The sequence below is a fragment of the Bacillus sp. SW14 genome (assembly GCF_047608225.1).
Classification (GTDB): domain Bacteria; phylum Bacillota; class Bacilli; order Bacillales; family Bacillaceae; genus Bacillus; species Bacillus subtilis_G.
Window position 1 is genome coordinate 3,082,420 of the sequence record NZ_JBLKRW010000001.1, and the last position, 22,407, is coordinate 3,104,826.

At 46.7% G+C, this 22,407-nt stretch carries 22 protein-coding genes and 1 pseudogene; 12 read left to right on the forward strand and 11 right to left on the reverse strand.

Annotation, left to right across the window (positions count from 1 at the left end; genetic code table 11):
- The first annotated feature begins 8 nt into the window (after window positions 1-8).
- Window positions 9-518 (forward strand): DinB family protein, encoded by a 510-nt coding sequence (locus ACMX2I_RS15985; RefSeq protein WP_414957454.1) that lies wholly within the window; start codon window positions 9-11, stop codon window positions 516-518.
- Window positions 519-567: 49 nt separating this feature from the next.
- Here ACMX2I_RS15985 and iolX read toward each other — a convergent pair whose 3' ends face one another.
- The 3 genes from iolX to ACMX2I_RS16000 all read right to left on the reverse strand — a co-directional run bounded on the left by iolX (window position 568) and on the right by ACMX2I_RS16000 (window position 3,694).
- Window positions 568-1,593 (reverse strand): scyllo-inositol 2-dehydrogenase, encoded by a 1,026-nt coding sequence (iolX, locus tag ACMX2I_RS15990; RefSeq protein ID WP_414957455.1) that lies wholly within the window; start codon window positions 1,591-1,593, stop codon window positions 568-570.
- 206 nt (window positions 1,594-1,799) lie between these two features.
- Window positions 1,800-2,813 carry a LacI family DNA-binding transcriptional regulator gene (locus ACMX2I_RS15995; protein WP_414957456.1) on the reverse strand — a complete coding sequence of 338 codons (1,014 nt, stop codon included), beginning with the start codon at window positions 2,811-2,813 and terminating at the stop codon, window positions 1,800-1,802.
- A 17-nt stretch (window positions 2,814-2,830) separates the two neighbouring features.
- Window positions 2,831-3,694: an AraC family transcriptional regulator gene (locus tag ACMX2I_RS16000; protein ID WP_414957457.1), complete on the reverse strand. Its 864-nt coding sequence runs from the start codon at window positions 3,692-3,694 to the stop codon at window positions 2,831-2,833.
- 123 nt (window positions 3,695-3,817) lie between these two features.
- Here ACMX2I_RS16000 and ACMX2I_RS16005 point away from each other — a divergent pair, with 123 nt between their 5' ends.
- Entirely contained in the window at window positions 3,818-5,185 is a 1,368-nt protein-coding gene (locus ACMX2I_RS16005) for an MATE family efflux transporter (RefSeq protein WP_414957458.1), read from the forward strand.
- A gap of 26 nt (window positions 5,186-5,211) precedes the next feature.
- Here the strand turns inward: ACMX2I_RS16005 and ACMX2I_RS16010 are convergent.
- A pseudogene (locus tag ACMX2I_RS16010) lies at window positions 5,212-6,041 on the reverse strand (phytoene/squalene synthase family protein).
- Between the two features lie 207 nt (window positions 6,042-6,248).
- On the opposite strand from ACMX2I_RS16010, the gene ACMX2I_RS16015 reads away from it, so the two are divergent.
- Entirely contained in the window at window positions 6,249-6,716 is a 468-nt protein-coding gene (locus tag ACMX2I_RS16015) for a DinB family protein (protein WP_414957459.1), read from the forward strand.
- A 134-nt stretch (window positions 6,717-6,850) separates the two neighbouring features.
- On the opposite strand, the gene asnB is transcribed toward ACMX2I_RS16015, so the two are convergent.
- Window positions 6,851-8,695, reverse strand: a complete 1,845-nt coding sequence (asnB, locus tag ACMX2I_RS16020; RefSeq protein ID WP_087993631.1) for an asparagine synthase (glutamine-hydrolyzing) — start codon at window positions 8,693-8,695, stop codon at window positions 6,851-6,853.
- A 169-nt stretch (window positions 8,696-8,864) separates the two neighbouring features.
- Here asnB and ACMX2I_RS16025 point away from each other — a divergent pair, with 169 nt between their 5' ends.
- The gene (locus ACMX2I_RS16025; RefSeq protein WP_087993632.1) at window positions 8,865-9,422 is read left to right on the forward strand and encodes a DUF2777 domain-containing protein; all 558 of its coding nucleotides are present in this window, start codon (window positions 8,865-8,867) and stop codon (window positions 9,420-9,422) included.
- A 31-nt stretch (window positions 9,423-9,453) separates the two neighbouring features.
- On the opposite strand, the gene ACMX2I_RS16030 is transcribed toward ACMX2I_RS16025, so the two are convergent.
- The 3 genes from ACMX2I_RS16030 to ACMX2I_RS16040 all read right to left on the reverse strand — a co-directional run bounded on the left by ACMX2I_RS16030 (window position 9,454) and on the right by ACMX2I_RS16040 (window position 13,681).
- Window positions 9,454-12,135 carry a S8 family serine peptidase gene (locus ACMX2I_RS16030; RefSeq protein WP_414957460.1) on the reverse strand — a complete coding sequence of 894 codons (2,682 nt, stop codon included), beginning with the start codon at window positions 12,133-12,135 and terminating at the stop codon, window positions 9,454-9,456.
- A gap of 168 nt (window positions 12,136-12,303) precedes the next feature.
- Window positions 12,304-12,660 carry a YisL family protein gene (locus ACMX2I_RS16035; RefSeq protein WP_087993634.1) on the reverse strand — a complete coding sequence of 119 codons (357 nt, stop codon included), beginning with the start codon at window positions 12,658-12,660 and terminating at the stop codon, window positions 12,304-12,306.
- A gap of 115 nt (window positions 12,661-12,775) precedes the next feature.
- Window positions 12,776-13,681: a fumarylacetoacetate hydrolase family protein gene (locus ACMX2I_RS16040; protein WP_414957461.1), complete on the reverse strand. Its 906-nt coding sequence runs from the start codon at window positions 13,679-13,681 to the stop codon at window positions 12,776-12,778.
- Window positions 13,682-13,835: 154 nt separating this feature from the next.
- On the opposite strand from ACMX2I_RS16040, the gene ACMX2I_RS16045 reads away from it, so the two are divergent.
- The 8 genes from ACMX2I_RS16045 (at window position 13,836) to ACMX2I_RS16080 (ending at window position 17,430) form a co-directional block, all read left to right on the forward strand.
- Window positions 13,836-14,759: a CotH kinase family protein gene (locus ACMX2I_RS16045; protein WP_414957462.1), complete on the forward strand. Its 924-nt coding sequence runs from the start codon at window positions 13,836-13,838 to the stop codon at window positions 14,757-14,759.
- A gap of 144 nt (window positions 14,760-14,903) precedes the next feature.
- Complete coding sequence (locus ACMX2I_RS16050; RefSeq protein WP_087993637.1) at window positions 14,904-15,074, forward strand: aspartyl-phosphate phosphatase Spo0E family protein; 171 nt, start codon at window positions 14,904-14,906, stop codon at window positions 15,072-15,074.
- Window positions 15,075-15,496: 422 nt separating this feature from the next.
- Complete coding sequence (locus tag ACMX2I_RS16055; RefSeq protein ID WP_087993638.1) at window positions 15,497-15,718, forward strand: spore germination protein; 222 nt, start codon at window positions 15,497-15,499, stop codon at window positions 15,716-15,718.
- 13 nt (window positions 15,719-15,731) lie between these two features.
- A complete protein-coding gene (locus ACMX2I_RS16060; RefSeq protein WP_148964232.1) occupies window positions 15,732-15,965 on the forward strand; it encodes a spore germination protein GerPB in 234 nt (77 codons plus the stop codon).
- A 23-nt stretch (window positions 15,966-15,988) separates the two neighbouring features.
- Complete coding sequence (locus ACMX2I_RS16065; protein WP_087993640.1) at window positions 15,989-16,606, forward strand: spore germination protein GerPC; 618 nt, start codon at window positions 15,989-15,991, stop codon at window positions 16,604-16,606.
- The gene (locus ACMX2I_RS16070) at window positions 16,603-16,779 is read left to right on the forward strand and encodes a spore gernimation protein GerPD (RefSeq protein ID WP_087993641.1); all 177 of its coding nucleotides are present in this window, start codon (window positions 16,603-16,605) and stop codon (window positions 16,777-16,779) included. Before ACMX2I_RS16065 ends, ACMX2I_RS16070 begins: the two co-directional genes overlap by 4 nt.
- Entirely contained in the window at window positions 16,779-17,162 is a 384-nt protein-coding gene (locus tag ACMX2I_RS16075; RefSeq protein WP_087993642.1) for a spore germination protein GerPE, read from the forward strand. Before ACMX2I_RS16070 ends, ACMX2I_RS16075 begins: the two co-directional genes overlap by 1 nt.
- A gap of 49 nt (window positions 17,163-17,211) precedes the next feature.
- On the forward strand, window positions 17,212-17,430 hold the full coding sequence (locus ACMX2I_RS16080; RefSeq protein WP_010333667.1) for a spore germination protein: 219 nt from the start codon (window positions 17,212-17,214) through the stop codon (window positions 17,428-17,430).
- 36 nt (window positions 17,431-17,466) lie between these two features.
- On the opposite strand, the gene hlpB is transcribed toward ACMX2I_RS16080, so the two are convergent.
- The 3 genes from hlpB to sbcD are packed head-to-tail and all read right to left on the reverse strand — an operon-like array spanning window position 17,467 to window position 22,344.
- A complete protein-coding gene (gene hlpB / locus ACMX2I_RS16085; protein ID WP_414957463.1) occupies window positions 17,467-17,763 on the reverse strand; it encodes an HNH nuclease-like protein HlpB in 297 nt (98 codons plus the stop codon).
- A gap of 16 nt (window positions 17,764-17,779) precedes the next feature.
- On the reverse strand, window positions 17,780-21,172 hold the full coding sequence (sbcC, locus tag ACMX2I_RS16090) for an exonuclease subunit SbcC (RefSeq protein ID WP_414957464.1): 3,393 nt from the start codon (window positions 21,170-21,172) through the stop codon (window positions 17,780-17,782).
- Window positions 21,169-22,344 (reverse strand): exonuclease subunit SbcD, encoded by a 1,176-nt coding sequence (gene sbcD, locus ACMX2I_RS16095; RefSeq protein WP_414957465.1) that lies wholly within the window; start codon window positions 22,342-22,344, stop codon window positions 21,169-21,171. The genes sbcC and sbcD overlap by 4 nt, the downstream gene beginning before the upstream one ends.
- Window positions 22,345-22,407: the final 63 nt, after the last annotated feature.

Here is a 22,407-nt window from a genome sequence, read left to right on the forward strand (position 1 = left end):
CAATGCTGATGACTGATGCTAAACAGTTTTATGACTACCATTCCTGGGCGAACAAGCGAATCTTGAATCATATCGAAAGCCTGCCAGAGGAAACAGCTTATCAAGAAGTAAAGAGCGTATTCCCTTCTGTCAGCGACGTGCTGCTTCATATGTGCAGGGCTGACTACATTTGGCTGAAAACTCTTTCAGGAGCAACCTACCAAGAGGTGATAGACAGCGTCAGCAAATTCGAGGCTGCGCATCGTGATATGGCAGTGATTAATGGGCATTTTTCTGAACTGGAGGCACAGTATCACGATTTCTTCAGCCGCCAGACGGACTTTGAACAGCAGGTCTTATTTCAGCATCCGACACACGGGACACTGGTAACAACTTATACAGGCGTCATCCTGCATGTCATCAATCACGGCACGTATCACAGAGGGAACGTGACCGCCATGCTGAGGCAGCTTGGCCATCCAGGCGTACCTACTGATTATGTATACTATTTATATGAAAAGCAAGAAAGCAAGGGCTAAACCGTCCTTGCTTTTTTGATCGGAAAGATGTGTGAGAGTGCCGACGCTATCACCGAATGTGTGCACGATTCACATCCAGCTGTACAGGCCTGCCGCTTCGATACGAATGGGTCGCGGCAATGCCGACTTCTAAATTGATCGTTGCATCGACATCTGTCACAATCGGTGTTTTTCCATCCCGCACACACTCGGCAAAATGCTGCAGCTCTAAGCAGTAGGCTTCATGAAAACGAGTTTGAAAGTCCGGGATAATATCATAGCTGCTCCCTTTCGCCGACAGGATGGTCACGTGTTGATTTCTCAATGTCCCTATGAAAATACTGCCCTCTGTCCCGATAACTTCCGCCCGGATGTCATGTCCGTATGGAGAAGTTCTGCTTGCCTCGACGTCCCCCGCTGCACCGGAGTCAAATTCTATATATGTCAATGCCTGATCGACATCGCCATACTGCTCCATAAACGGATTGTTCAGGATCCTGCCGTGTCCGGAAACAGAAGTGATCTCTGCTCCGAGCAAATAACGGGCGATATCATAGTCATGGATGGAGCAGTCTATAAAGATCCCGCCGCTGTGTTTGATAAACGCTGCGGGAGGCGCTCCTTGATCGCGCGTAAAGCCTTTATAATAGATGGGTTTGCCGATTTCTCCAGCGTCGATCCGCCGTTTGGCGTCTGCGTATGCGGGATCGAATCTTCTCATAAAGCCGACTTGGCAAATGACACCTGTCTCTTTCACTTTTTCAGAAACTGCTTTTGATTCCTCAAGGCTTAATGTCAACGGTTTTTCAACGAAGATCTGCTTGCCGTTCTCCGCTGCTTTGATGATCATATCGCTATGTGTGCTTGTCGGCGTTACGATAATGACAGCATCAATGCCGGGATCTTCCAATATCTCATACGGGTCCTCTGACCACTTTTCAATACCGAATTCTTTGGCAACTTGCTTCGCTCTCCCTTTCAACGGATCACCGACACTGACCAGCTTTGCCCCTGGAACACTGGTGACGAGATTTTTCGCATGATAATAACCGAGCCTTCCTAACCCTAATACCGCGCATCTTACTTGATGTTCCACGTCCCATCCTCTCCTTTATCTCATTTTGGAATCGCCTAAGAAGGCGCTTTCTCTCGACGGCTAAAAAAACAGCGCTCCAATCCGCTTTAACACCTTGCGCAAGCGCTTTCTCAAAAGATGGTTTCATTTTACAATGTCTTTTCCCTGCACGCAATATGTTTTTTGGCTTCAACTGTCAACATGAAAAAACCCGCTCATTAGCGGGCTCAAGTTTTGAGCGGTGATGTGGAATGCCTGACCACAAGCTCAGGCGGCAGCACGATTTTTTGTTTCGTCTTTCGTTTTCCTTCGATGGCTTCGGCCAGCAGTTCGGTGACGCTCCGCCCCATATCTTTAATCGGCTGGGCCACGGTCGTCAGAGGCGGGGCTGTCATTTCTGCAAGAATCGTGTTATCAAAACCGATAATCGAAAGGTCATCCGGCACTTTTAGTCCTCTTATCCTCGCAGCTTGTATGGCAGCGCAGGCCAATACGTCGTTGAAGGCAAAAATAGCTGTTGGGGCATTCCTGTCCAGCAATTTCCCCGCTTCTTCCTTGCCGCTTTCCAAAGAAAATCGCGTCGGGACGATAAGGGATTCATCTACAGGCGCGTTCGCCTCCTCCATCGCCTGACGAAAGCCTTTGATTCTGTTTTTTTCACCCGTCGTTGACCCGTCTCCAACAATGCAGGCGATGTTCGTATGGCCGAGTGACAGAAGATGCTTGGCAGCCTCGTACCCGCCGCGAATGTCATCCATCACGACAATATCCATCGGGAGCAGCGGCTTATCCTGAGAAATCATGGCAAGCGGGATTTGTTCGCTGGCGATTTCCTCCAAAGCAGACATGCTGTCATGGTTCTCAATCCCTGTCGCAAAAATAATGCCGTCCACCTTTTTCTGCTTCAGGACAGAAAAATATTTTGTTTCTTTTTTCGAATCGTAATCGGTGCTGCAAATCATCATTTGAAAACCGAGCTCACCCGCCCTTTCCTCAATGCTTTTGGCAAGTTCGCCGTAAAAAGGATTTGAAATATCAGGCGCCACAAGAGCGATCATATTCGTTCGTTTTCCCGTTAACGCCGAGGCGTGGACATTGGGCGTGTACGCCATTTCTTTCATGACAGTTATCACCTTCTGCCGCGTTTTGTCACTGATTCTGCCGGTATTGTTAATCACACGCGACACAGTTGTGATCGAGACACCCGCCGCCCTTGCCACATCGTAGATTGTTGTTTTCATATTCATCCCTCGTCTGATTATTGAACTTTCCTGCTGACAATTTTCCGGTATTCAATTGGTGAAATGCCTTCTATCTGCTTAAAGAGTTTTGAAAAGTATGTCGGGTCTTCCATTCCGATCGTTTCCGCAATAACACCCATTTTATCGTTTGTAGAGGATAAAAGTCGCTTTGCCTCCGTCATTCTCACCCGGTTCGTGTATTGTGCCGGCGTAACGCCGAGCACCTGCTGCATGCAGCGGCTCACATAATCCTGATGATAGTGAAGGGCGAGCGATAGATCCTTAATTGTTGTCTTTTCCTTATAATGCTCCTGTAAGTACCGGGCCGCCTCCCAGGCAACCCGCTCTTTCGCAGACGGAATTTGAAACGCCTCTTTTTGAAGATGCAGCATCAGCTCTTCAAATAAGAGTTGTTTTCTAAGCGGCAAATCGGAGTTTTCCGCGGAGTAATCGATCAGCCTTTCAAACTGCTGCGCCATAAACTGCGGGCGCTGCACCTTGCCTTTTCTCGGCAAAGCCAGTCCGTAGCGGGCCGGCTCCTCGAAGCTCCCTTTTTCCTGCTGAAGCTCAGACCAATTGCTGCCTCCCTTTGCCGTAAATTTATACCGTTGTTCATCAAAGTGAAGCCAATAATAGGAGGCTGCTTCATCACTGCCCTTCGTCCCATAGTGTTCAAGACCGGGAGAAAGCAAGATGTACTCGCCCCCTTCAACTGAGAACGATTTTTCATTTTCCGTAATATATAACGTTCCCTGCTTGACGTATATCAGGTCAAACACAGAGAATACTCGTTTCACATGGGTTTCTCCCTTTTTAAAAACCCCTTCTCCGGCTGCGATAAATACCGGAAATGGCGGGACTGTAAACTGGATGCGGGGCATTTTGATCATCCTCCTTTTTAAGTCGGATTTTTGCAAGAAGTATCGTTTCTCTCCCTTTTTATTATAGGGAAATGGAGGTACACTTTAAAACGTTGATTTTATTTACGAAAGGGGTTAGACACAATGAAACAAGCTGTCTTCAAATCAACTGCTTTGAAAAAACCCGCTGACAAATCGTTCTCATTATTTTCGCTTACTTGGCCGATCTTTATCGAGGTCTCATTATATATGTTTATGGGTAATGCCGATACATTGATGCTCAGCCAATACTCAGATAACAGCGTGGCAGCAGTCGGCGTCAGCAACCAGATTTTGAATTTAATTATCGTGATGTTCAGCTTTATCGCAACAGGAACGACTGTTATCATTTCACAATTTTTAGGGTCACGGCAAAAGAAAGAAGCCATGGAAGTCGCTTATGTGTCAATCGGCGCCAACTTCTTCATCAGCCTTGCCATCAGCGCCCTCGTCTTTTTCGCAGCCGTCCCTCTCCTTCATATGATGGGGTTATCAAACGCACTGATGCCTGATGCGAAAGTTTTTTTACAAGTTGTCGGAGGTCTGTCCTTTATTCAGGCTTTAATCATGACGTTCAGCGCGATCTTAAAAAGCTACGGCTACACAAAAGATACAATGTTTGTCACAATCGGCATGAACCTTTTAAACATTGCTGGAAACTTTATTGTGATTTTCGGCCTGTTCGGCTTTCCTGTTCTCGGCGTTGCCGGTGTGGCGATATCTACATCTATCGCCCGCGTCATCGGATTAATCGCGATGATTGTCATTGTCAACAAACGCATTCAGCTGAAAATGTCGTTGAAAAAAGTCTTTCATATGCATAAAGAGCATCTGCGCAAGCTGCTGAAAATCGGCATCCCTTCTGCGGGAGAACAGCTTTCATACAACCTGTCGCAAATGATTGTCACTTATTTTATCGCCATCATGGGCGCGCAGGCTTTGACAACTAAAGTGTACACGCAAAATATTACGATGTTTATTTTGCTGTTCGGCACCGCGATCAGCCAAGGCACACAAATTTTAATCGGCCGCTATATCGGCGGCAAACAGTTTGACGCCGCTTATGAACGCTGTATGAAGAGCCTATACTGGGCCCTCGGAATTGCGGCGGCAACGTCTGTTTTAATGACGATCTTTTCCAAGGATCTCATCGGCATCTTTACACAAAGCCCTGATATTATCGCGACTGCAAGCTTATTGATTGCGATGACGATTATTCTTGAACCGGGCCGTTCATTTAACGTCGTCATTATCAACTCCCTGCGGGCGGCTGGCGATGCGAAGTTCCCTGTCTACATGGCAATGATTTCGATGTGGGGCATCGGGCTCCCGCTTGCCTATCTATTCGGCATCCACCTCGGTTTCGGTCTTGCCGGCATTTGGATTTCCTTTATCGCGGACGAATGGGTCCGGGGAATCTTAATGTACAGAAGATGGCGCTCACGTATCTGGATTCAAAAAGGCATGGCATAACACCCGGTTCAAGGCCGGGTGTTTTTTTATATGTCAGACAGAATCAACTTCGCTTCTTTCTCTGTGACAGCGTATTGATGTTGAAAGACGTCGTATTGCTCCGACCGGATTTTTTCTAAAACAGCACGGTACAAATGAAGAGCGGCTTTCACCGTTTTTTGCGAATACATCGGGAATAGCGACAAGGCATCCTGGCACTCTTCAAGGTAGGCTTCCGCTTCAAAAGCGATATACTCCCATGTCATGGTGAACGGCTTATTGACGACGCCCTTCTGAAGATCGTCCTCTGTATATCCAAATTGCTGCATCACCTGCCGAGGGATGCGGCTTTTTTGCTGGTGGCCCGTGCCGATATCTCTTAAGGTTCGAATCAGCTGTATAGCCAAGCCGAGAGAGACGGCTGCTTGTTTGAGCTGATCTTGGTTTCGGCGTGTCAGTATCGGCAGCAGCATCAATCCGGCCGCACCACCCGTCTGATATGCGTGCATGAGCAGTTCATCGAGGCTTTCGAACGGTTTATCTTCCGCTTTCTGTCCGGCAATGAACTCACGGAACGGCCCGCTGTCCAATGTAAAGGTCTGATACGTATGGCCGAAAGCCTTCCATAAATAATCATTTTCGTTATATGTCCCGGAAAAAACCTGTTCCGCCTCAGCTTCCATGGCAAATAACGCCTTCTCATCCGAACTGGCCGCCGTATGGCAAAACGTCATGACCGCCCAAGCGGCCTGTCTTTGCTTCAGCGGCAGAAACGAGAATGCTTTGTAGCAGGCTGGTTCGCGGGCGCTGACGATCTGCCCGCACTGCTGATAGGCCTCTTTTATCTCTTTCATTTCTTTTCACTCCTATGTATCACTGCTTCTTCAAGTCTATTATGTTTTCTCCCAATTGTATATGAAGAAAAAGCCGATTCCCACTTTGTAAAAGATAAGGGAGTGTATGTTTTTATGATGACAGCTAAACTTGCCTTTCATGTCACAGGCAGGTTACTTCAATAAAAGGAGGAATGTAAGGGAAAAAGGATAATTGTTATTTGATGTATCCTATTATTGGAGTGATTTAAGTGATAAAATTTTTTGAGTATAACTGGCAGGTAAGGGATGAATGGTTTACTTGGTGTCATCAACTATCCACTGAAGAGTTACTGAAAAAACATCTTGGTGGGGTAGGAAGTATTTTATATACCCTTTTTCATATTATTGACGTGGAATATAGTTGGGTTCGTGCTATCCAAGGGAAAGAAGATATCGTTGTTCAGTTCGCTGATTATCATACACTAGAGAAGGTTCAATCCCTTTCAATTAGTTTCCGAACTGACATTATTGACTTTTTAGAAACACATTCAGATGAAATAAAAGATGAACTTGTAAGCGTTCCTTGGGATAAAGAGGTTTTATATACGAGAGATGATATATTACACCATATCATTGCTCACGAAATTCACCATATTGGCCAACTTTCTGTATGGGCTAGGGAATTAAAATTAAGCCCTATATCAGCTAATTTCATTGGGAGAAAATTGAACTATTGAAGTAACGGGGGCTTTCGTGCAACAACAAGTCGAAATTGGTTCTGCAGTACAAAAAAGGATAAGTAGAGCATATTTTCTGCTCACCTATCCTTTTTTGTTTATATATACCTTCTAGATCATAATGTTAAATATCTTTATCCCTCATCAATATCAATGCGATACGCTTCAAACCACGTATGAATTTGGGCAAGGTGGGCGATCAGCTGAGGCCCCTTCATGAGCTGTCCGAACCACGGAACCTTGAAGGAGGAGCCTTCCGTTTCTAAGAGCTGATCCAATTGTTTTCTGTCCAGCAGGGTATGGAGCACGGAGTCCTTTTGGCTTCTGATCGTTTTCAGCCATTCGCTGACGCCTTTTGTATATTCAGGGTGGTGTGTTTTCGGATACGGGCTTTTTTTGCGATACAGAATGTCATCAGGCAAAATGCCCTCTAGCGCTTTGCGCAAAATGCCTTTTTCCCGGTTGTCATGCATTTTCGTTTCCCATGGGATATTCCAAACATATTCCACGAGCCGGTGATCGGCGAACGGCACCCGCACTTCAAGGCTCGCTCCCATGCTCATGCGGTCCTTCCGATCCAAAAGGTTCGTCATAAACCAAAGCATATTTAAATAGAATAACTGTCTTCTTGCTTTGTCCACACCCGTTTCTCCGTCTAATAATGGTGTTTCCGCCAAGGTTTCTTCGTATTTGGCATTTACGTATTCTTTTAGATTCAATTTTTTCTGCCATGATTCAGATAGCAGCTTGATCCGCTCCTCTGTCGATCTCATCCACGGAAATCCCGACTCAACGTCTGCTGTATGGAACCACGGATACCCTCCGAAAATCTCATCCGCGCACTCTCCCGACAGGCTGACGACAAAGTCCTTTTTGATTTCCCGGCAAAACCACAACAGGGATGAGTCGACATCAGCCATTCCCGGCAAGTCTTTAACCAATACGGCTTCCTCTAAATGATCGACGAGATCCTTTTGGCTGATGACGCATTTGTGGTGCGTTGTGCTGAAGGCATCTGTCATTTTTTCAATCCAAGGCCCATCGTCATTCGGCTGAAAAGCGCTTGCTTGAAAAAATTTATCATTCTCTTCGTAATCAATCGAATAAGTATGAAGCGGGGCTTTTCCTTCCTTTTCAAAATGGCCTGCCGCAACCGCTGTAATGGCGCTTGAATCCAGTCCGCCTGATAGGAACGTACAAACCGGCACATCCGATACAAGCTGCCGCGTCACCGCATCCTGAAACAACGACCTGACATTGGCAACCGTGTCATCAAAACTGTCCGTATGTTTTTCGCTTTCAACATTCCAATAACGCCAAATGTTCAGCCCGTCTTTGGAAAACGTCAGCGCGTGAGCCGGCCGGACTTCTTTCACGCCTTTAAATACGCCAGTACCCGGGGTTCTGGACGGTCCAAGTCCGAAAATTTCAGAAAGTCCTGTTCTGTCCACTCGGGCTTTTATATGAGGGTGTGCGAGAATCGCTTTGATTTCTGACCCGAAGAGAAAAGAAGACCCCTGCTCCGTATAAAAAAACGGCTTCACGCCGAGACGGTCTCTCGCGGCGAACAGCAGTTCACGCTTTTCATCCCACACAGCAAAAGCGAATATGCCATTGAGATGATCTACACAGTCTTCCTGCCATTCAATGTAGCTGTGCAGCAGCACCTCGGTATCTGACGTCCGCTCGAACTGATGGCCCCGCGCCCGCAATTCTTTGCGCAGATCTTCCGTGTTATACAGCTCGCCATTGTAAATAATGGTGTACGTATCTCCTTTATAGGTGCATGCCATCGGCTGGCGCCCGCCTTCGATATCAACGACCGCAAGCCTTTTATGTCCGAATAAAACATGGTGCTCCCCCCAAACGTTAGAATCATCAGGCCCCCGTTTGGAAAGAGTGTCTGTCATTCTGTTGATCGTTTGTTTTTCCTGGACGAGCTGCTTTTTAAAATCGACCCAACCCGTAATTCCACACATGTGATATCAGCTCCAATCCCGTTTCTTTCGTCACAATTTCGTTTCTTTCAGCACCTTAGTAAGTTTATGCATCTATAGGCAGATAGTTGATTTGTCCACAAAAGAGTTGTATGGGACAGGCTTGAATTGGAAAGAAAGGAGAGGAAAGAAGAAAAAGGAGACAGCATGCATGAAACGGAAACAATTATTATATAAAGAGGAACGAAAATGGGAATACGGCACCATCCTCATCGAAGATGGAATCTGTTTAATCGAAAACGGAGAAGGCGATATACTGCTGGCAGACAGTCTGCATCACAGCCCAATCTGGCTCCATCATAAAGGAAAGTGGGAACCGGCCGGCTTTCAGGATAAATCAATTCTGGCATGCGGTGAAGAAAACATCTCCCTTTCAGGCGGAGAACGCATCCGCTATGAGAAATCAGTCAAGCGCCCGCTCATGACGCTTTTGGATTCGCTTGATGACGAAACCTTTCTCGCATTTTTACAGCATTTGCACAGCTTTGGCTTATCGGTATTCGATTGCGTGTTTTCTTATAATAAAGGAGTCTTTACGAATACATCGGAGGAGCAGGGTGTTTCTTTTTATCACTTTTCAAACGACACCGCCCAATGCGCGATGCAGCATCACTATAGCAGCGAAGGGACAGGAGACCGGTTCGAATGGACGGCATCAAACGGAAAGCGATCCATTATGTATTCAGCGGTCCAGCGGGGGCGCAAATAAAAAAAGCGGTGCAGCGAGCACCGCTTTTTGGTTATTTTTCAACGACGACTTTTACATTCTTGCTTTCTTTTTTGTCTGGATCAGCAGCCGTGACGTACAGCACCGTTCCGGCTTTTTGTTTTTTGATTTTCACCGTGAACGTTCCTTTCGCGTCAGCTTTGGCAGAAGCGATGACTTTCTTTGATTTGTTTTTCACTCTGATCATTGCTTTGCTGTTCGCCTTTCCTTTCACTGCCGTATCTTTCGTTTTCACTGCGTTTACTTTCGGTGTGCCTGAAGGTTTTCCTTTGACAACAACAATTTTATACGACGTTTTCGCATCGCCTTTTGCTGCTTTTACATACAGTACTTGATCTTGTTTTTGAGTTGGGATATTGACCTTAAATGCACCATTTTTTCCGGCTTTGGCGCTGCCGAGTTTTTTCTTGCCGCTCATCACTTCGATAAGCGTGCCTTCCTTCGCGCTTCCTCTGACGGCTGTTTGTGTGCTTTCAAGCTTGTTGACTTTGAGCTGTACATCAACTGCGCTGACAGCCTTCATGACATTCAGCCGCCCGTAGCCTGAGTGCCAGTCAACTCCGGGGATCTTCGGAATGTCAATCGGATCACCATAATCGTCATACAATTCTTCTTCTTCGCCATCGACACTTTCAAACGAAATATCATCCGCCGTCTTTTTCAAAATATCCTCTGCTTCTGTTCTTTTCAGCTTAGGGTTTTGTGCAAACAGCAAGCCTGCAGCAGCGGCAGCATACGGTGTCGCCATAGACGTTCCGCTCATGTACGTGACATTTCCGTTCGGCACTAAGCTCGGGATATCAGACCCTGGCGCGGAGATATCCAGACCTTTTCCATAGTTAGAGAAATCTGCGGTCATATCCATGCGGTTCGTTGCTCCGACTGACATCACATATTTAGAAGAAGCGGGATAAGATAAGGAATTGGCTCCGTCATTTCCGCTGGCTGCGGCAATCAGGACATTTTTGTCAGCCGCGTATTTCAAAGCAAATTCAAGTACGCGGCTGTAGCCTCCGCCTAAACTTAAATTAATCACCTTTGCCCCTTTGTCAGCAGCATATTTGATGCCAAGGGCAATTTGTTCAGTATCTCCGGCTCCTGTGGAATCAAGCACTTTTACCGGGATGATTTTCGCTTTGGCGTTCAAACCAGTCATTGAATAGCCATTATCGCTTTGAGCGGCAATAATGCCGGCGACGTGCGTCCCATGCCCCTGATCGTCCATTGCGTTGTTATTCCGTCCGACAAAATTGCGTCCGAGATCTGTTCTTACTTTTCCTTTTAAATCGGCAAGTGTGCTGTCCACACCTGTGTCTACGACCGCAATGAATGTATCGTTCAGCTTGCGTTTAGACAGCAGGGAGCTGGCAGGCTCGTATTTCACATCCGCGTTTTTAACACCGCCGTTTTCACCGTTGTTTTTAAGCGGCCATTGGTAAGGGTATTGAATATCGTTTGACAGGCTTTTGTATTCCTGCACAGGTTCCGCAAACTCTACGTTAGACATCTTGGATAATGTCGCAGCAGCGCTTTTGACCCGTTTTGCGCTTGCCGTATATGTGCCGTTCTGTTTTTCATCTTTCGGAAGCTCAAATGAATAAAGATTGTCAAACAGTTTCTTTGCCTTTTTCACATTGGAAATGTCTTTTTTCGATTGCGCGCTTGCAGAAAAGCCCTTCATTTCATTATGTACGGATGAGAGGCTTTTATTGTTCTTCACCTTGAAAATGACCTTTGTTTTCTGAACTTCACTTTTTGCCGCAAGTTTATTTTCAGTTAAAATCGCTCCAGCTGTTTTGCCTTGCAGCTGCTTGATATTGAATCGTTCCGCCTGTTTCTTTATCTCCTTTTTAAGAAAAGACGGGACGGATTGTAAAGCATTCTCGTATAGCCGATTGATCGCTTTTTGATCCTTTTCAGTTATCCGATATGAAGATGATGCACCGTTTTCTGACACATCATCAAACAACGGCTTTAATGTCACAAGATCCTGATAGATTTCATTTCTCGCTGTTTTATTGAATGCGAGCTTTGCCACAATAAACGGTGCCGCTTTGTAATAAAGGCTTGTCAGTTCTTTGCCTTCTGCTGTTTGGTTTAACTGGTCATCGCGAATCGCTCTCAGCTTGTCCAGGATGCTTTTTCCCGATTTTTTCTGATCGACACTCATTTCCACCGGACAAGCTTCTTCCTGTTCTAAATCTGACGGTTGCTTTTTCGTGCCTTTATACCCAATCGTATACTTGGCTTCCGCGGCTGCTTCCGCCGTTCCGCCGTCCTCTGGTTCTTCTTCCCCGAGGTATTCAACTTTTACATAGTAGAGGCCGCTCCACGCGTACGGAAAAATCACTTCGCTTTTTCCATCCTCCGCCGTGTAAGAACGATACATTTCAAACGTTTCATCTTTAAGCGCTTTTTCCATACTTGGATATACAGATACATTCAGTACTGAATCACTCTTTACGGTCAGTGCCATATGTGAGTTTTTCTGAATATCCGCTTTTCCCGGAGTCACTTTGTACCATTTCACCTGTTCCGGTTCCTTCATGGTGCCTGTCTGTTCTTTGCCGTTTTCCAGAGCAGCCGCCTGATCGATCGCGCTGGCCGCCGCTTTGGTTCCCGGAGAAAAAAGGCTGAAGATCAGTGCAAAAATAAGCACTGCCGCCACCAACGAGCTGAATTTTCTGCGTTTCATGATATCCCTCCTGTAAAATAATGAATCTTCTTGAAGGTATCATAATTTCATAGGACGAGATACCGCTTATAGGGAATTTTAAGGTTATTTTAAATGATTTGGAATATAAGGGATAAATCACACAAAAAACCCGACTCCATCCATAGAGCCGGGTTCGCACTGTTTCTATTAAAATAAGTGAAAGCCGATTGGCAAATGCAGACCGAGCAGCACTGTCAGCACAAGGACAATGACGAAACCGATCCATAGGCCTCCGGTTGATTTTTCTTTTTTCTTGCGGATGAGGAGCATTTCCATCAGGCCGATAGTGATAATGCCAAGAATCATTTTGCCGGCGTATTCTCCGTTCCAGTTGGCGAAATCGACAAACAGCCAAGCTCCGGTCAAAATAATTAAGATATAGAATAACCGCAGAATCATATGAGTGATTTTTGCGCCCTTCGCACTTCTTGACGCATACAGCGAGTAGCTGACGAAAAGCAGAATCAGCGCTACCACCCATGTCGTAATATGTAAGTGTGTCATACAGGTTCCCCCCTATCAGATAAATTACCCCACTTATAGTACCATGAACTTGTCCTCTGCCACAAAGATGAATCTCAGAAAAAAAGGCGGGTCCGCGTCCGCCCTTCTGTTTGGTTCAGCCGATTGGGTTTGACAGCGTTCCGATCGGATCAATCGTAATGTCGACTTTGTCACCTGACCGCAAGAATTTCGGCGGCGCAAATCCCTTTCCGACGCCAGACGGCGTACCGGTGGCAATGATGTCTCCCGCTTCAAGCGTCATCCCCTTCGAGAGGGTTTCAATTAACTCCGGAATGGAAAAGATCATATCGCTTGCCGAACCGGATTGGCGCAGCTCACCGTTGACTCTCGTTTCAACCTTGAGGCGCTCAGGCTCCTGAATCGATGATTTATGTACAAGCACAGGCCCCATTGGACATGTTGTATCCAGACTTTTTCCGATAAAAAACTGCTTATGCCTTTTTTGCAGATCACGCGCCGTGATATCATTCACAATCGTATATCCGAAAATATGGTCATATGCGTCTTCTTTTGATATGCGGTTGCCGCTTTTTCCGATGACGACAGCAAGCTCTCCTTCATAATCAAGCTGAGAGGTGACCCCTTCATGGCTGTTTACGATATCACCATGCCCTATAACTGTAACCGGCGATTTTGTAAATACCATCGGATGTTCCGGAATGTCGGCCTCGCTTCCCATTTCAATCGCGTGATCCCTATAGTTTTTGCCGATGCAGATGATATTTTTTGATGGCCTAGGAATCGGTGCATGGAGCTTCACCTCAGATAATGAATACATAAATGATCCCAGCTCATCATTCGGTTTCTTTGCCCACTCGGCCAGCTGCCTCGCATGCGTAACGAATTTATCCCCTTCTGCGATACATTCAATCAGCGATCCCGGAATCGTCTCAAGTTCAAACAGTTTCTTCTCAGCCTTTTGCAAATCCATGATTTTCTCATCATCAATGATCAGGCCGACAAACTTTCGGTTGTAAAGTTCCCCTGTCGCAAATTTCATGTTATTCCTCCATCATCTTTTAAATCAGACTGCTTCTTCATGTATTCTCTGTCGAATGCTGAAATCCCTTTTTATCACGACCGTTTTCATTTCGTTTCAGGACGGGCTTGCAGTACATATCATACAAATGTCGTTTTGAGGAGGAGGAAAAAAGATGGAGAGCGTACATTTATTTTTTCATCGGCATCAGCTTAAGAAAAAAGGAACTGCCAAGGGGCTTCTGGTGACAGACTTATCAGTTTCTCCCATTCTTCTCACACAGCGTGACAGAGCGGAAAAGACATCCTATGAAATCAGCTGGGAAAAGGCTCCGCTAGGTGAAAGCACACTTTTTTTGAATGCGGAAGAGAGTGATCCGTCCCTGATGCGGCGCAGGCTCGCTTATTGTCTTTTTGGCGAGATCGGTGTTCCTGCTCCCGCTGCCTCATACAGCTTTCTGACCATCAATGGCCAGCCCGAAGGCATTTATTTGAACATCAAGAACCATCAGCTAACCGATAGGAAAGCTTATCGAGTAAAGACTGCCGATCCGCGGGTTCCGCTGTCCGTTTTTAAAGATGAACCTTCCGCGTTTTCACACGAATTTTTCACGCTGATTCGTACAGCGGAAGATGCCGAATTAGCTGAACGCATTAAAATGTATCTGGATATCAAATTGTTTTTTTTGTGGCTGATCGGCAGCACCTGCACCCGTCAATGTTTTTATTACACATTTTGTTTAAACGAATCCGGCCGGCTTCACGTTTCCCCGACAGAGACACGATCGCTTGCCGCACACGGAATAGCTGACGAAGATCCTCTGCTGACTAAAGGACGGACGCTTGCGTCAAGGCTGCTTTCCATTCCCGCTTTCCGGTCGCAATATCACACATTAATGAAAAACGTGCTGGACCGGTCGTTTACCATTGAACGATTGTCTCCTTTCATCAGCGAATGGCAACTTGACATTTGTCAAAAAGCTGATGATGATCCTTTTATAAAAAAAAACCCCTTTCAATTCGAAAAGGAGCAGACAAACATACTTAGAGAAATTGAGGAACGGCAGGACTTTTTGCAAGCACACTTAGCAAGACTATAGTCCTTCCTTGCATGAAAAAAAGGCCGCAAAAAAATTGTCGCTTTTTTAGTCAAATTGACGAAAGGCAACCTTTTCAGCAAAAATGGGTTATACTAACGATATCCTGTTTTGATCAAAATAAATTCTAGAATTGGAGATAGGGTAATGAATAGTAAAATTGAAGAAATGAGAATCACACTAATTGAAACAGCACAAAAATACGGCATGAACTCAAAGGAAACGATTCAATGCAGCCAAGAGCTGGACAGTCTGCTGAACACCCGAATTAAAAAAGAAATGGTTTTTGGGGGATATCCTGAAAACTCCCGTATGTGAATCATTTTCTATAACATTGATTTCACCATATGTAACTCCGCTTTTTGCTCAGCACTTCTGAGATATACCTCAGGGCGAGAATGTGTCCGCCTAAAAAATCGGTTACCGCAGCACGACATACTCCAAAAAGCATTTCCTACACGCAAAAACACCAAAGAAACTGAAATAAAAATCACGCAGGCGGATAGCGGCATCCATCGCCGCAATTCCGCTCAGTTTATACATTACCCGGCTTTTCAAACAATTAAACATATCGGCTGAAAAAATTTAATCGTTTGCACGAAAAGCTGATATGTCCCCTTTAAATTTCCCTCACACATATGCGCGTTTGTCATAAGCTATCGTGAATAGCCCAATTGAAATCAAATTGTATTTTTACTTTACCCGCCTTTTTTCAATTTTTCAACAAAGGATGTGCTCGCATGCCGGCCATTGTCGGAGCGTTTAAAATTAATGCGATTGGTACGAGCGGAGTCGTTCACATCGGGGACTGCATTACGATTTCTCCTCAGGCACAGGTCAGAACGTTTGCAGGTGCGGGCAGTTTTAATACCGGTGACAGCCTCAAAGTGACGAATTACAAAAACGCGACGAATGTATATGACAACGATGCAGTTGATCAGCCGATCGCAGGGAATGCGTAAAGGAGTGAGGCCCATGAATTTCTATGTGAATCAAACCATTCAAATTAACTATCTTCGGCTTGAATCCATCAGCAACTCCTCTATTCTGCAAATCGGAAGCGCTGGATCAATCAAATCTTTGTCAAACTTGTATAATACGGGCAGTTATGTAGAAGCCGCTCCAGAGGTAACTGCCTTGGGGCAGCCAGTCGAGTCGCAGGAGCCCGATACAGGTGCATTGGTCCCGCTCCAGCCTCCTGGCCGTTAATCATATGAAAGAGGTGAAAGACCATGTATGATCAATCTGTTTCCTCTTATTTGCAAAACTTGAACTCCTTCGTTCAGCAGCAGGCGCTTCATATTCAGCAGCTCGAACGTCAGCTGAAAGAGATTCAAACTGAAATGAATTCGATGAAACAGCGGCCGGCCACAACCATTGAGCGTGTGGAGTATAAATTTGACCAGCTGAAAATTGAACGGCTCGACGGGACACTGAATATCGGCTTAAATCCGACAGACCCGAACAGTGTCCAAAATTTTGAAGTCAGCCAAACAACACCTGAAATCGGGATGATGCAGCAGGAAGAGAGCGCCCAGCTCATGCAGCAGATCCGACAAAATGTCGACATGTTTTTAACCGAAGAAATTCCAGATGTTTTGGAGCAGCTTGAAAACCAATATGACAGCAGGCTTGACGATACAAACAGGCATCATGTCATTGAAGACATCAGAAAACAAATGGACAGCCGGATTCACTATTATATGTCCCATATCAAAAAAGAAGAACAGACACCGCCTAAACAATATGCGGAACATATCGCTGAGCATGTGAAGCGGGACGTGATCCGTGCTGTAGAACATTTTCTGGAACATATTCCATCCGAAATGAAAGGAGATGAGCAAGCATGATTTTCACAGTTGTCAACCGTAATCTGGAGGTCGGGGATATCCGAATGAACGGTGTGTCCAGCTCCTCTATTTTTCACATCGGAGACACTGAAGCGATCTATCTCTCTTCAATTTTCGACACTCCGCCTGAATCTCTTATTATCGGACCGTTTGCTCCGCTGTCGCCGGCATAATGCTTAAGCGTATATCCCGCATCAGAACGATTAAATTTAACTCTCTCGCAATAGCAAGTGTGTTTCAAGTTGGCGACACAAACGAAATCGATATGAGCATAAAAGTATTTGCTGTACAACGCTCGCTGTCTACGTTTTACAATAATGAAGGCTCATTTCACAGCAAGGATTACCCGATCTTTCAGCAGCAGGCTGTGACACCGATTCCGGAAACAGGGGTGCAAAGCGCATTTTGCCACGAGGTTCCGGTCATTCATGTTCGCAACGTCAAAATTCAAGGGGTCTCATCCTCTTCTGTCTTTCATGCAGGGGCGGCTTCGGTTGTCCGCGGCGATGCGAGAATCAAACATATCAGGCAGATTCAGTCTCCGCGCTCACAATAGTCCGCCAAGAGCATATACTAAACAGAGACTTCGATAAAGGGTGTCGTTTATGCCAGCAATTGTCGGGCCTATAGCTATCAATTCGATATCGGGCGGAGTCGTAAACTTTGGTGATTCCTTTTACCTTTCTCCGAAAAGCTCTTCAAAATCTGCGCTCGGTTCGGGAGCAGGAAACACGGGAGACTTCCTTCTATTAAACAATGCAGTCAACGCGACAAATTATATAGACCCCGATGTCAGCGATCAAGATATGGTTGGAAATGGATAAAAGCAGCCGCTCTGCAAAGAGAGGGCTGCTTTTTAGTCATTTTTTTCGTTCATTCGATTTCTTTGTTTTGATCAGCTTCTCAGGCGGCTGTTTTCTGATCCATTTGACAAACCGGGCAAGCTGCGGATCACTTCTAAGTTCATCTATTCCGTTTAAGCGAACCGCAAGCTCTTGATTGGTATATAAGGCATGAATCTGTTTATGGCAAGGAATACAGAGCATAGCTGTCGGCAGGAATGTTCCGCCTTCCTCTTTCGGTGTGAGATGGTGCTCTGTCAGCTGGACATCACTCCGGCCGCACAGCTCACATATTCCGGCAGTCTGCTTTGCCATATCCGTTTCCCCCTTCTTACATCAACTCAAGAGATATCCGTGTTCCGCGGCCGCTCGGTTCAGCCGGATGGACGATCAGCTTTTTCGGAAGCCGTGCCCGCAGTTCCTGCACATGGCTGATGACACCGACAGACAGATTGTCGGACTGCAGTTTTTCCAAGGCTGTCACAACCGTATCCAGCAGATCTTGATCAAGGGTGCCGAACCCTTCATCTAAGAAAAAGAACTGCAGCGGGTATTCCCCGCGAAGCTGGATCTGCGCGGACAGCGCAAGAGCGAGAGAAAGCGAAGTGAGGAAGGTCTCTCCTCCAGATAAGCTGGATACCGGGCGTTTGACGCCCCCATTCGCGTCATCCCGCATCACGAATCCGCCTTCTGAATCCACTTCTATGGCATAGCGCTGTCTCGTCAGCATGCCAAGTCTTGCTGATGCGTCCCGCGCAACGCTTTCAAGCTGCTCCTCAGCTAAAAATTCAACGAAGGTATTGCCTTTAAACACAGCTTGCAGCTTGTCCAGCCTGTCAATATGTGTCTGCCATTTTTTCAGTTCAGCTTCAATTTCGTTAAACCGTTTATGATGGTCGCGAATGACGGCCAGCGCTTTCGATGCTGCGCCTTTTTCCTCTATAGCAGCGCCTAATGCGTCCTCAGCTTCTTGTAATGCCGTAACGGTTGCGCTCCATTCGCTCTCTGATAAGGCTCGGCCGGCAAGTATCTCTGCTACACGTTTTAAGTTTGCAGCATTCTGCTTCAGCTTATCCATAAACTGGTCGATGCCGGCTTTCATCTTGTCAAGCTCTTCGGCTGGGATAAGACTTCGCTCCACCTCCTCAGCCCGGGTAAAGCAGGTGCTTTTCGCATGTTCGAGCCAAGCGGCTTCGGCTTTTTCCAATCTGTCTTTCGCCTCTTGAAGCGTCAGCTCGCTTGCTGAAGCGCGGCTTTTCGCCTGATTGAGCTTCATCTGGGCGCTTTGCAATTCTTCATATAGAGATTGCTCTTTTTCCTTTAACTGCTTTAGATCGTGTTGGACAGAGCGAAGTTTGATCTCGATCGAGTCTCGTTTTGCGTAATCTCCGAGTTCGTGCTCATAATCCGCTATCACGCTCTTGATGCGTTCAGCCGCATAATGAAGCTCCAGCTTTTCACGTTCAAGCTGATGCCCCGACTCCCGCAGCTTTTCCTTTTGTGCTTCATGCTCAGCAAGAAACGCGATGCTCTTCTCAATGCGTTTTTCGCATTCTTCTGCAGCCCGGTCCTTTTCTTCAATGGCTTGCTGCCATTTTTCCGCTTCATTCACAGACTGATCTTGAAACGCTTCTTTAAACATTTTCAGGCGGCTGTCCATCGAGGACTGAAGCTCGGTAATGATGCTTTCAATACGGTCAGCCTCTCTTTTTTCAAAACCGATTTTTTCATTAAGCTGATCGGCCTTTTTTAAAGACTCCTGATAAGCGCTAATCATTTGCGCCATTCGTGTTTTAACAGAAAGAATATCCTGTTTGACTCGTTTCCATTCAATTTTGGCAGTATCGAATGCCTCATGCACCGGCTGATCCTCGTAAGAAGCTGCCGCTTCAAGGTTCGGCGCTTGAATCGTTTGCAAAAACGGACACTGTTCAATAAACCGTGCGGACTGTTCTTCAAGTGTGATTTTGGCTGAAAGAATCTCCTGGCCGAGAGCTGCCGCTTCCGTCAACAACACATCTGTCCGCTTGATGTTTTCTTCAAGACTGCTGTCGAGCTCATATGTTTCATGTACTGAGGCAGACGGATCATGATGGGTTGAACCGCAGACCGGGCAAGGCTTTCCGGCAGTCAGTTTTTCGGCTAATTCTTTTGTGAGCAACGCCATTCTTGCTTTTTCACGCTGTGCGTGAAGCGTTTGTTGTCTCTTTTTAGCCTGCTCAGTCATACCGGCTAATGACCGTTCCGTCTCACACACCAAATGGTACACGGTTTGTACAGCCTCATATGCCTGTACGATATTGTTTTCTTCCGCCCCCGTCTTTTGATCGAGTGTACTCTTCTCTTCATTCATCTTCTGCAGAACGAGGTTCAATGCGTCACTTCGTTTTTTCTCTGTCGTGATTTGCTCCTCAGTCTGTCTGATGCGCAATGCCATCTCTGCGGCCTGCTGGCAGCTTTTTCGCTCATCTGATGTCACCTGCAGAGATTTGAGCTGTTGCTTCAGTTCCGTCTGTCTGTTTTGCCCTCGTAAAAGACGGTCTGTTACAGTCTCCAATTCATTCATGACAGATTGAAGAGCCTCTTCTTTCTGCTGGAGTTCAGCCTTTTTGCGTTCTTCCTCTTGCTTGGCCTCACTTCGTTTGATTTCAATCTCCTGCAAGCGGGAAAGCTGCTCCTGCTCGGTTAAAAGCTTAGGTTCTTTCTCGCTTTTGTGCCGGCGCCACGCTTCATACTCTTCATGTTTTTGATGATAGTATGCTGTCCGGTCTGCTAAATCCTTTTGGGCAAGCATTTGTTCCTTTGCAGCCTTCTCCTCTTGCTGGATCGCTTCTGCATACCGGTCCGCATAGGGCTTCAGTGCTGAGGCTGTTTCTGCTTCCAGCAGGCGTTTTTGCATGCTGTCTACGTGCGGCTGTTCCTCTTCGAGACGTTTTTTCTCTTCTTCATAAGCCGATTGTTCCTTTTGGACATTCCAAATCTCCTGGTGCTCCGTAAACCGCTCTTTTGCCTGATCGCGATTCTTCCTCATTGCTTCCAGATGAGCTTCGGCTTGTTCGAGAGCCTTTTCCGCCTGCTCAACCGCTTCTGAGCTCGCCTCACCTAGACCGGACTGTTCAGCAAGCATTTCATTTTTTCTCGCATTGGCTTCCTGTGCCTGCCGCCTCAGCTTTTTCACAAGCCGGTCTCCATACTGCTCCAAGTGAAACAAACGCTGAAGCATATGCCTGCGCTCCGCCCCTTTTAAAGACAGAAATTCGGCGAATTTTCCTTGCGGCAGCACCACCGCTCTTGTAAAGTCGTCGATCGTCAGCCCCAAGAGCTCCTCGACTCTTTTATTCACTTCGCTGGCTTTATCAGCCAGCACCGTGTGCTCGTCTTTGATTTCGATGAAGCGGCAAAGTGCCGTTTTCACCTTCATTTCATCCGTTCTCTTAAACACACGCTCGACTTTGTAAGAGATTTGATGATTCGTCTGAAGCGCAAAGGTAAAGGAAACAGACAGCGTATCTTCCGCATGGTTTAAAATTCCGTGCGTATTGTTTGCGGCCCGCTCCACCTTTCCGTATAAAGCAAGCGTCATTGCGTCGAGGATAGAGGATTTACCGCTTCCTGTCGGGCCGAAAATGCCGAAAACACCGGCGCCCGAAAGGCCTTCAAAATCTATCGTCTGCTCTTCTCTAAAGCTGTGGAGCCCCTTTATAGTTAAGACGATCGGCTTCATTTCGCATCCTCCTCTTCAACGCCTGATGCAAGCTCTAAAAACAGCTTCACCATTTCTTCATCCGGCACCGCGCCGCCAGTTTGTTTTTCATAAAATGTCTTAAAACGGTCTTCGATCGACACATGCTTAACCTCGATCTGTTCTCGGTCTTTGTTCTGTTCTTCAAAAACCGGCCTGATATGGATAAAGCCCGGGTGCGCCTTCCGCAGTCTGTGGATTTCTTCAAGTGATAACTGGTCCGCCACACGGATTTCAAGGTCAATCCAGGCATTCTGATCCCTGCCTTCATCCAGCCAGCTGTACACCTCGCTTAAGCCATTTGCCGCTTTCCACTTCACAAGGGGCTTGCCGCTTGATAATAAAACCTCATGCCAAGAGGCCTCTTCCCCCGGCTTCGCGTCCACGATTGTCACTGATTTGGCGTAGCCCGCTTCAGAAAAGCTGTAGGCGAGCGGAGATCCTGAATATCGCGCAAGCGTACGCGCCCGTTTGATCGTTTGCGGCCGATGCAAATGGCCGAGCGCAACGTAAGCGGCATCAGCCGGCAGGCTTTCAGCGGCCACCGTATAAGCCCCGCCGACTTCAATCGGCCGCTCTGAATCCGTTTGGTTTCCGCCTGCGACATAAATATGGCTGGCGGCAATCTTCACTGCGTCTTTGCGGAACCGGCTTGTCATATGCTCAAACGCCTGCCTGATTTTCACATCATAATGATCACGGAGCAGCTTTTCATCAAATGTATCGGAAAGCACTTCATTTAACCGCGCTTCAGATGGGTACGCCAGTGCTCCGACAGCCAAAAGCTCCCCGGCTGAAGGCACTTCAATATGAAGCGGTTCTGTTGTCGGATAACCGATTAAATAAATGCCGTTTTCATGTGTCAGCGGTGAAGCGGCGGACAAACGGTCAGGATTATCGTGGTTTCCGGCAATGACAGCGATCGGGCGCTTTCCCCTGTCGCTGAGCGCAGACAGGCTTTCATAAAACAGCCGCTCGGCTAAAGCCGGCGGGTTTACGGTGTCAAACGCGTCCCCCGCCATGACAATGGCATCGACCTGCTCTTCTTTTACAATCGCATTCAATTCATCAAGCACATCGGCCTGTTCACTCAGCCTGCTTCTTCCTTCAAGCGTTTTTCCAAGATGCCAGTCCGCCGTATGTAAAATCCGCAAATCCCTTTCACCTCTCTTTTTTGTATAGAAAACGAGATCCGCTCCGTCTGAAATCGCGGAGCT

Coding starts and splice junctions, on each gene's coding strand:
- hlpB (WP_414957463.1), bottom strand. CDS start 17,763: ATGGCAAAGCAGACTGCCGGAATATGTGAGCTGTGCGGCCGGAGTGAT.
- ACMX2I_RS16060 (WP_148964232.1), top strand. CDS start 15,732: ATGAATTTCTATGTGAATCAAACCATTCAAATTAACTATCTTCGGCTT.
- ACMX2I_RS16075 (WP_087993642.1), top strand. CDS start 16,779: ATGCTTAAGCGTATATCCCGCATCAGAACGATTAAATTTAACTCTCTC.
- ACMX2I_RS16055 (WP_087993638.1), top strand. CDS start 15,497: ATGCCGGCCATTGTCGGAGCGTTTAAAATTAATGCGATTGGTACGAGC.
- ACMX2I_RS16040 (WP_414957461.1), bottom strand. CDS start 13,681: ATGAAATTTGCGACAGGGGAACTTTACAACCGAAAGTTTGTCGGCCTG.
- ACMX2I_RS15985 (WP_414957454.1), top strand. CDS start 9: ATGACTGATGCTAAACAGTTTTATGACTACCATTCCTGGGCGAACAAG.
- ACMX2I_RS16035 (WP_087993634.1), bottom strand. CDS start 12,660: ATGACACACTTACATATTACGACATGGGTGGTAGCGCTGATTCTGCTT.
- ACMX2I_RS16050 (WP_087993637.1), top strand. CDS start 14,904: ATGAATAGTAAAATTGAAGAAATGAGAATCACACTAATTGAAACAGCA.
- ACMX2I_RS16080 (WP_010333667.1), top strand. CDS start 17,212: ATGCCAGCAATTGTCGGGCCTATAGCTATCAATTCGATATCGGGCGGA.
- ACMX2I_RS16000 (WP_414957457.1), bottom strand. CDS start 3,694: ATGCCCCGCATCCAGTTTACAGTCCCGCCATTTCCGGTATTTATCGCA.
- ACMX2I_RS16025 (WP_087993632.1), top strand. CDS start 8,865: ATGAAACGGAAACAATTATTATATAAAGAGGAACGAAAATGGGAATAC.
- ACMX2I_RS16030 (WP_414957460.1), bottom strand. CDS start 12,135: ATGAAACGCAGAAAATTCAGCTCGTTGGTGGCGGCAGTGCTTATTTTT.
- asnB (WP_087993631.1), bottom strand. CDS start 8,695: ATGTGTGGAATTACGGGTTGGGTCGATTTTAAAAAGCAGCTCGTCCAG.
- ACMX2I_RS16070 (WP_087993641.1), top strand. CDS start 16,603: ATGATTTTCACAGTTGTCAACCGTAATCTGGAGGTCGGGGATATCCGA.
- sbcC (WP_414957464.1), bottom strand. CDS start 21,172: ATGAAGCCGATCGTCTTAACTATAAAGGGGCTCCACAGCTTTAGAGAA.
- ACMX2I_RS15995 (WP_414957456.1), bottom strand. CDS start 2,813: ATGAAAACAACAATCTACGATGTGGCAAGGGCGGCGGGTGTCTCGATC.
- ACMX2I_RS16005 (WP_414957458.1), top strand. CDS start 3,818: ATGAAACAAGCTGTCTTCAAATCAACTGCTTTGAAAAAACCCGCTGAC.
- ACMX2I_RS16065 (WP_087993640.1), top strand. CDS start 15,989: ATGTATGATCAATCTGTTTCCTCTTATTTGCAAAACTTGAACTCCTTC.
- ACMX2I_RS16045 (WP_414957462.1), top strand. CDS start 13,836: ATGGAGAGCGTACATTTATTTTTTCATCGGCATCAGCTTAAGAAAAAA.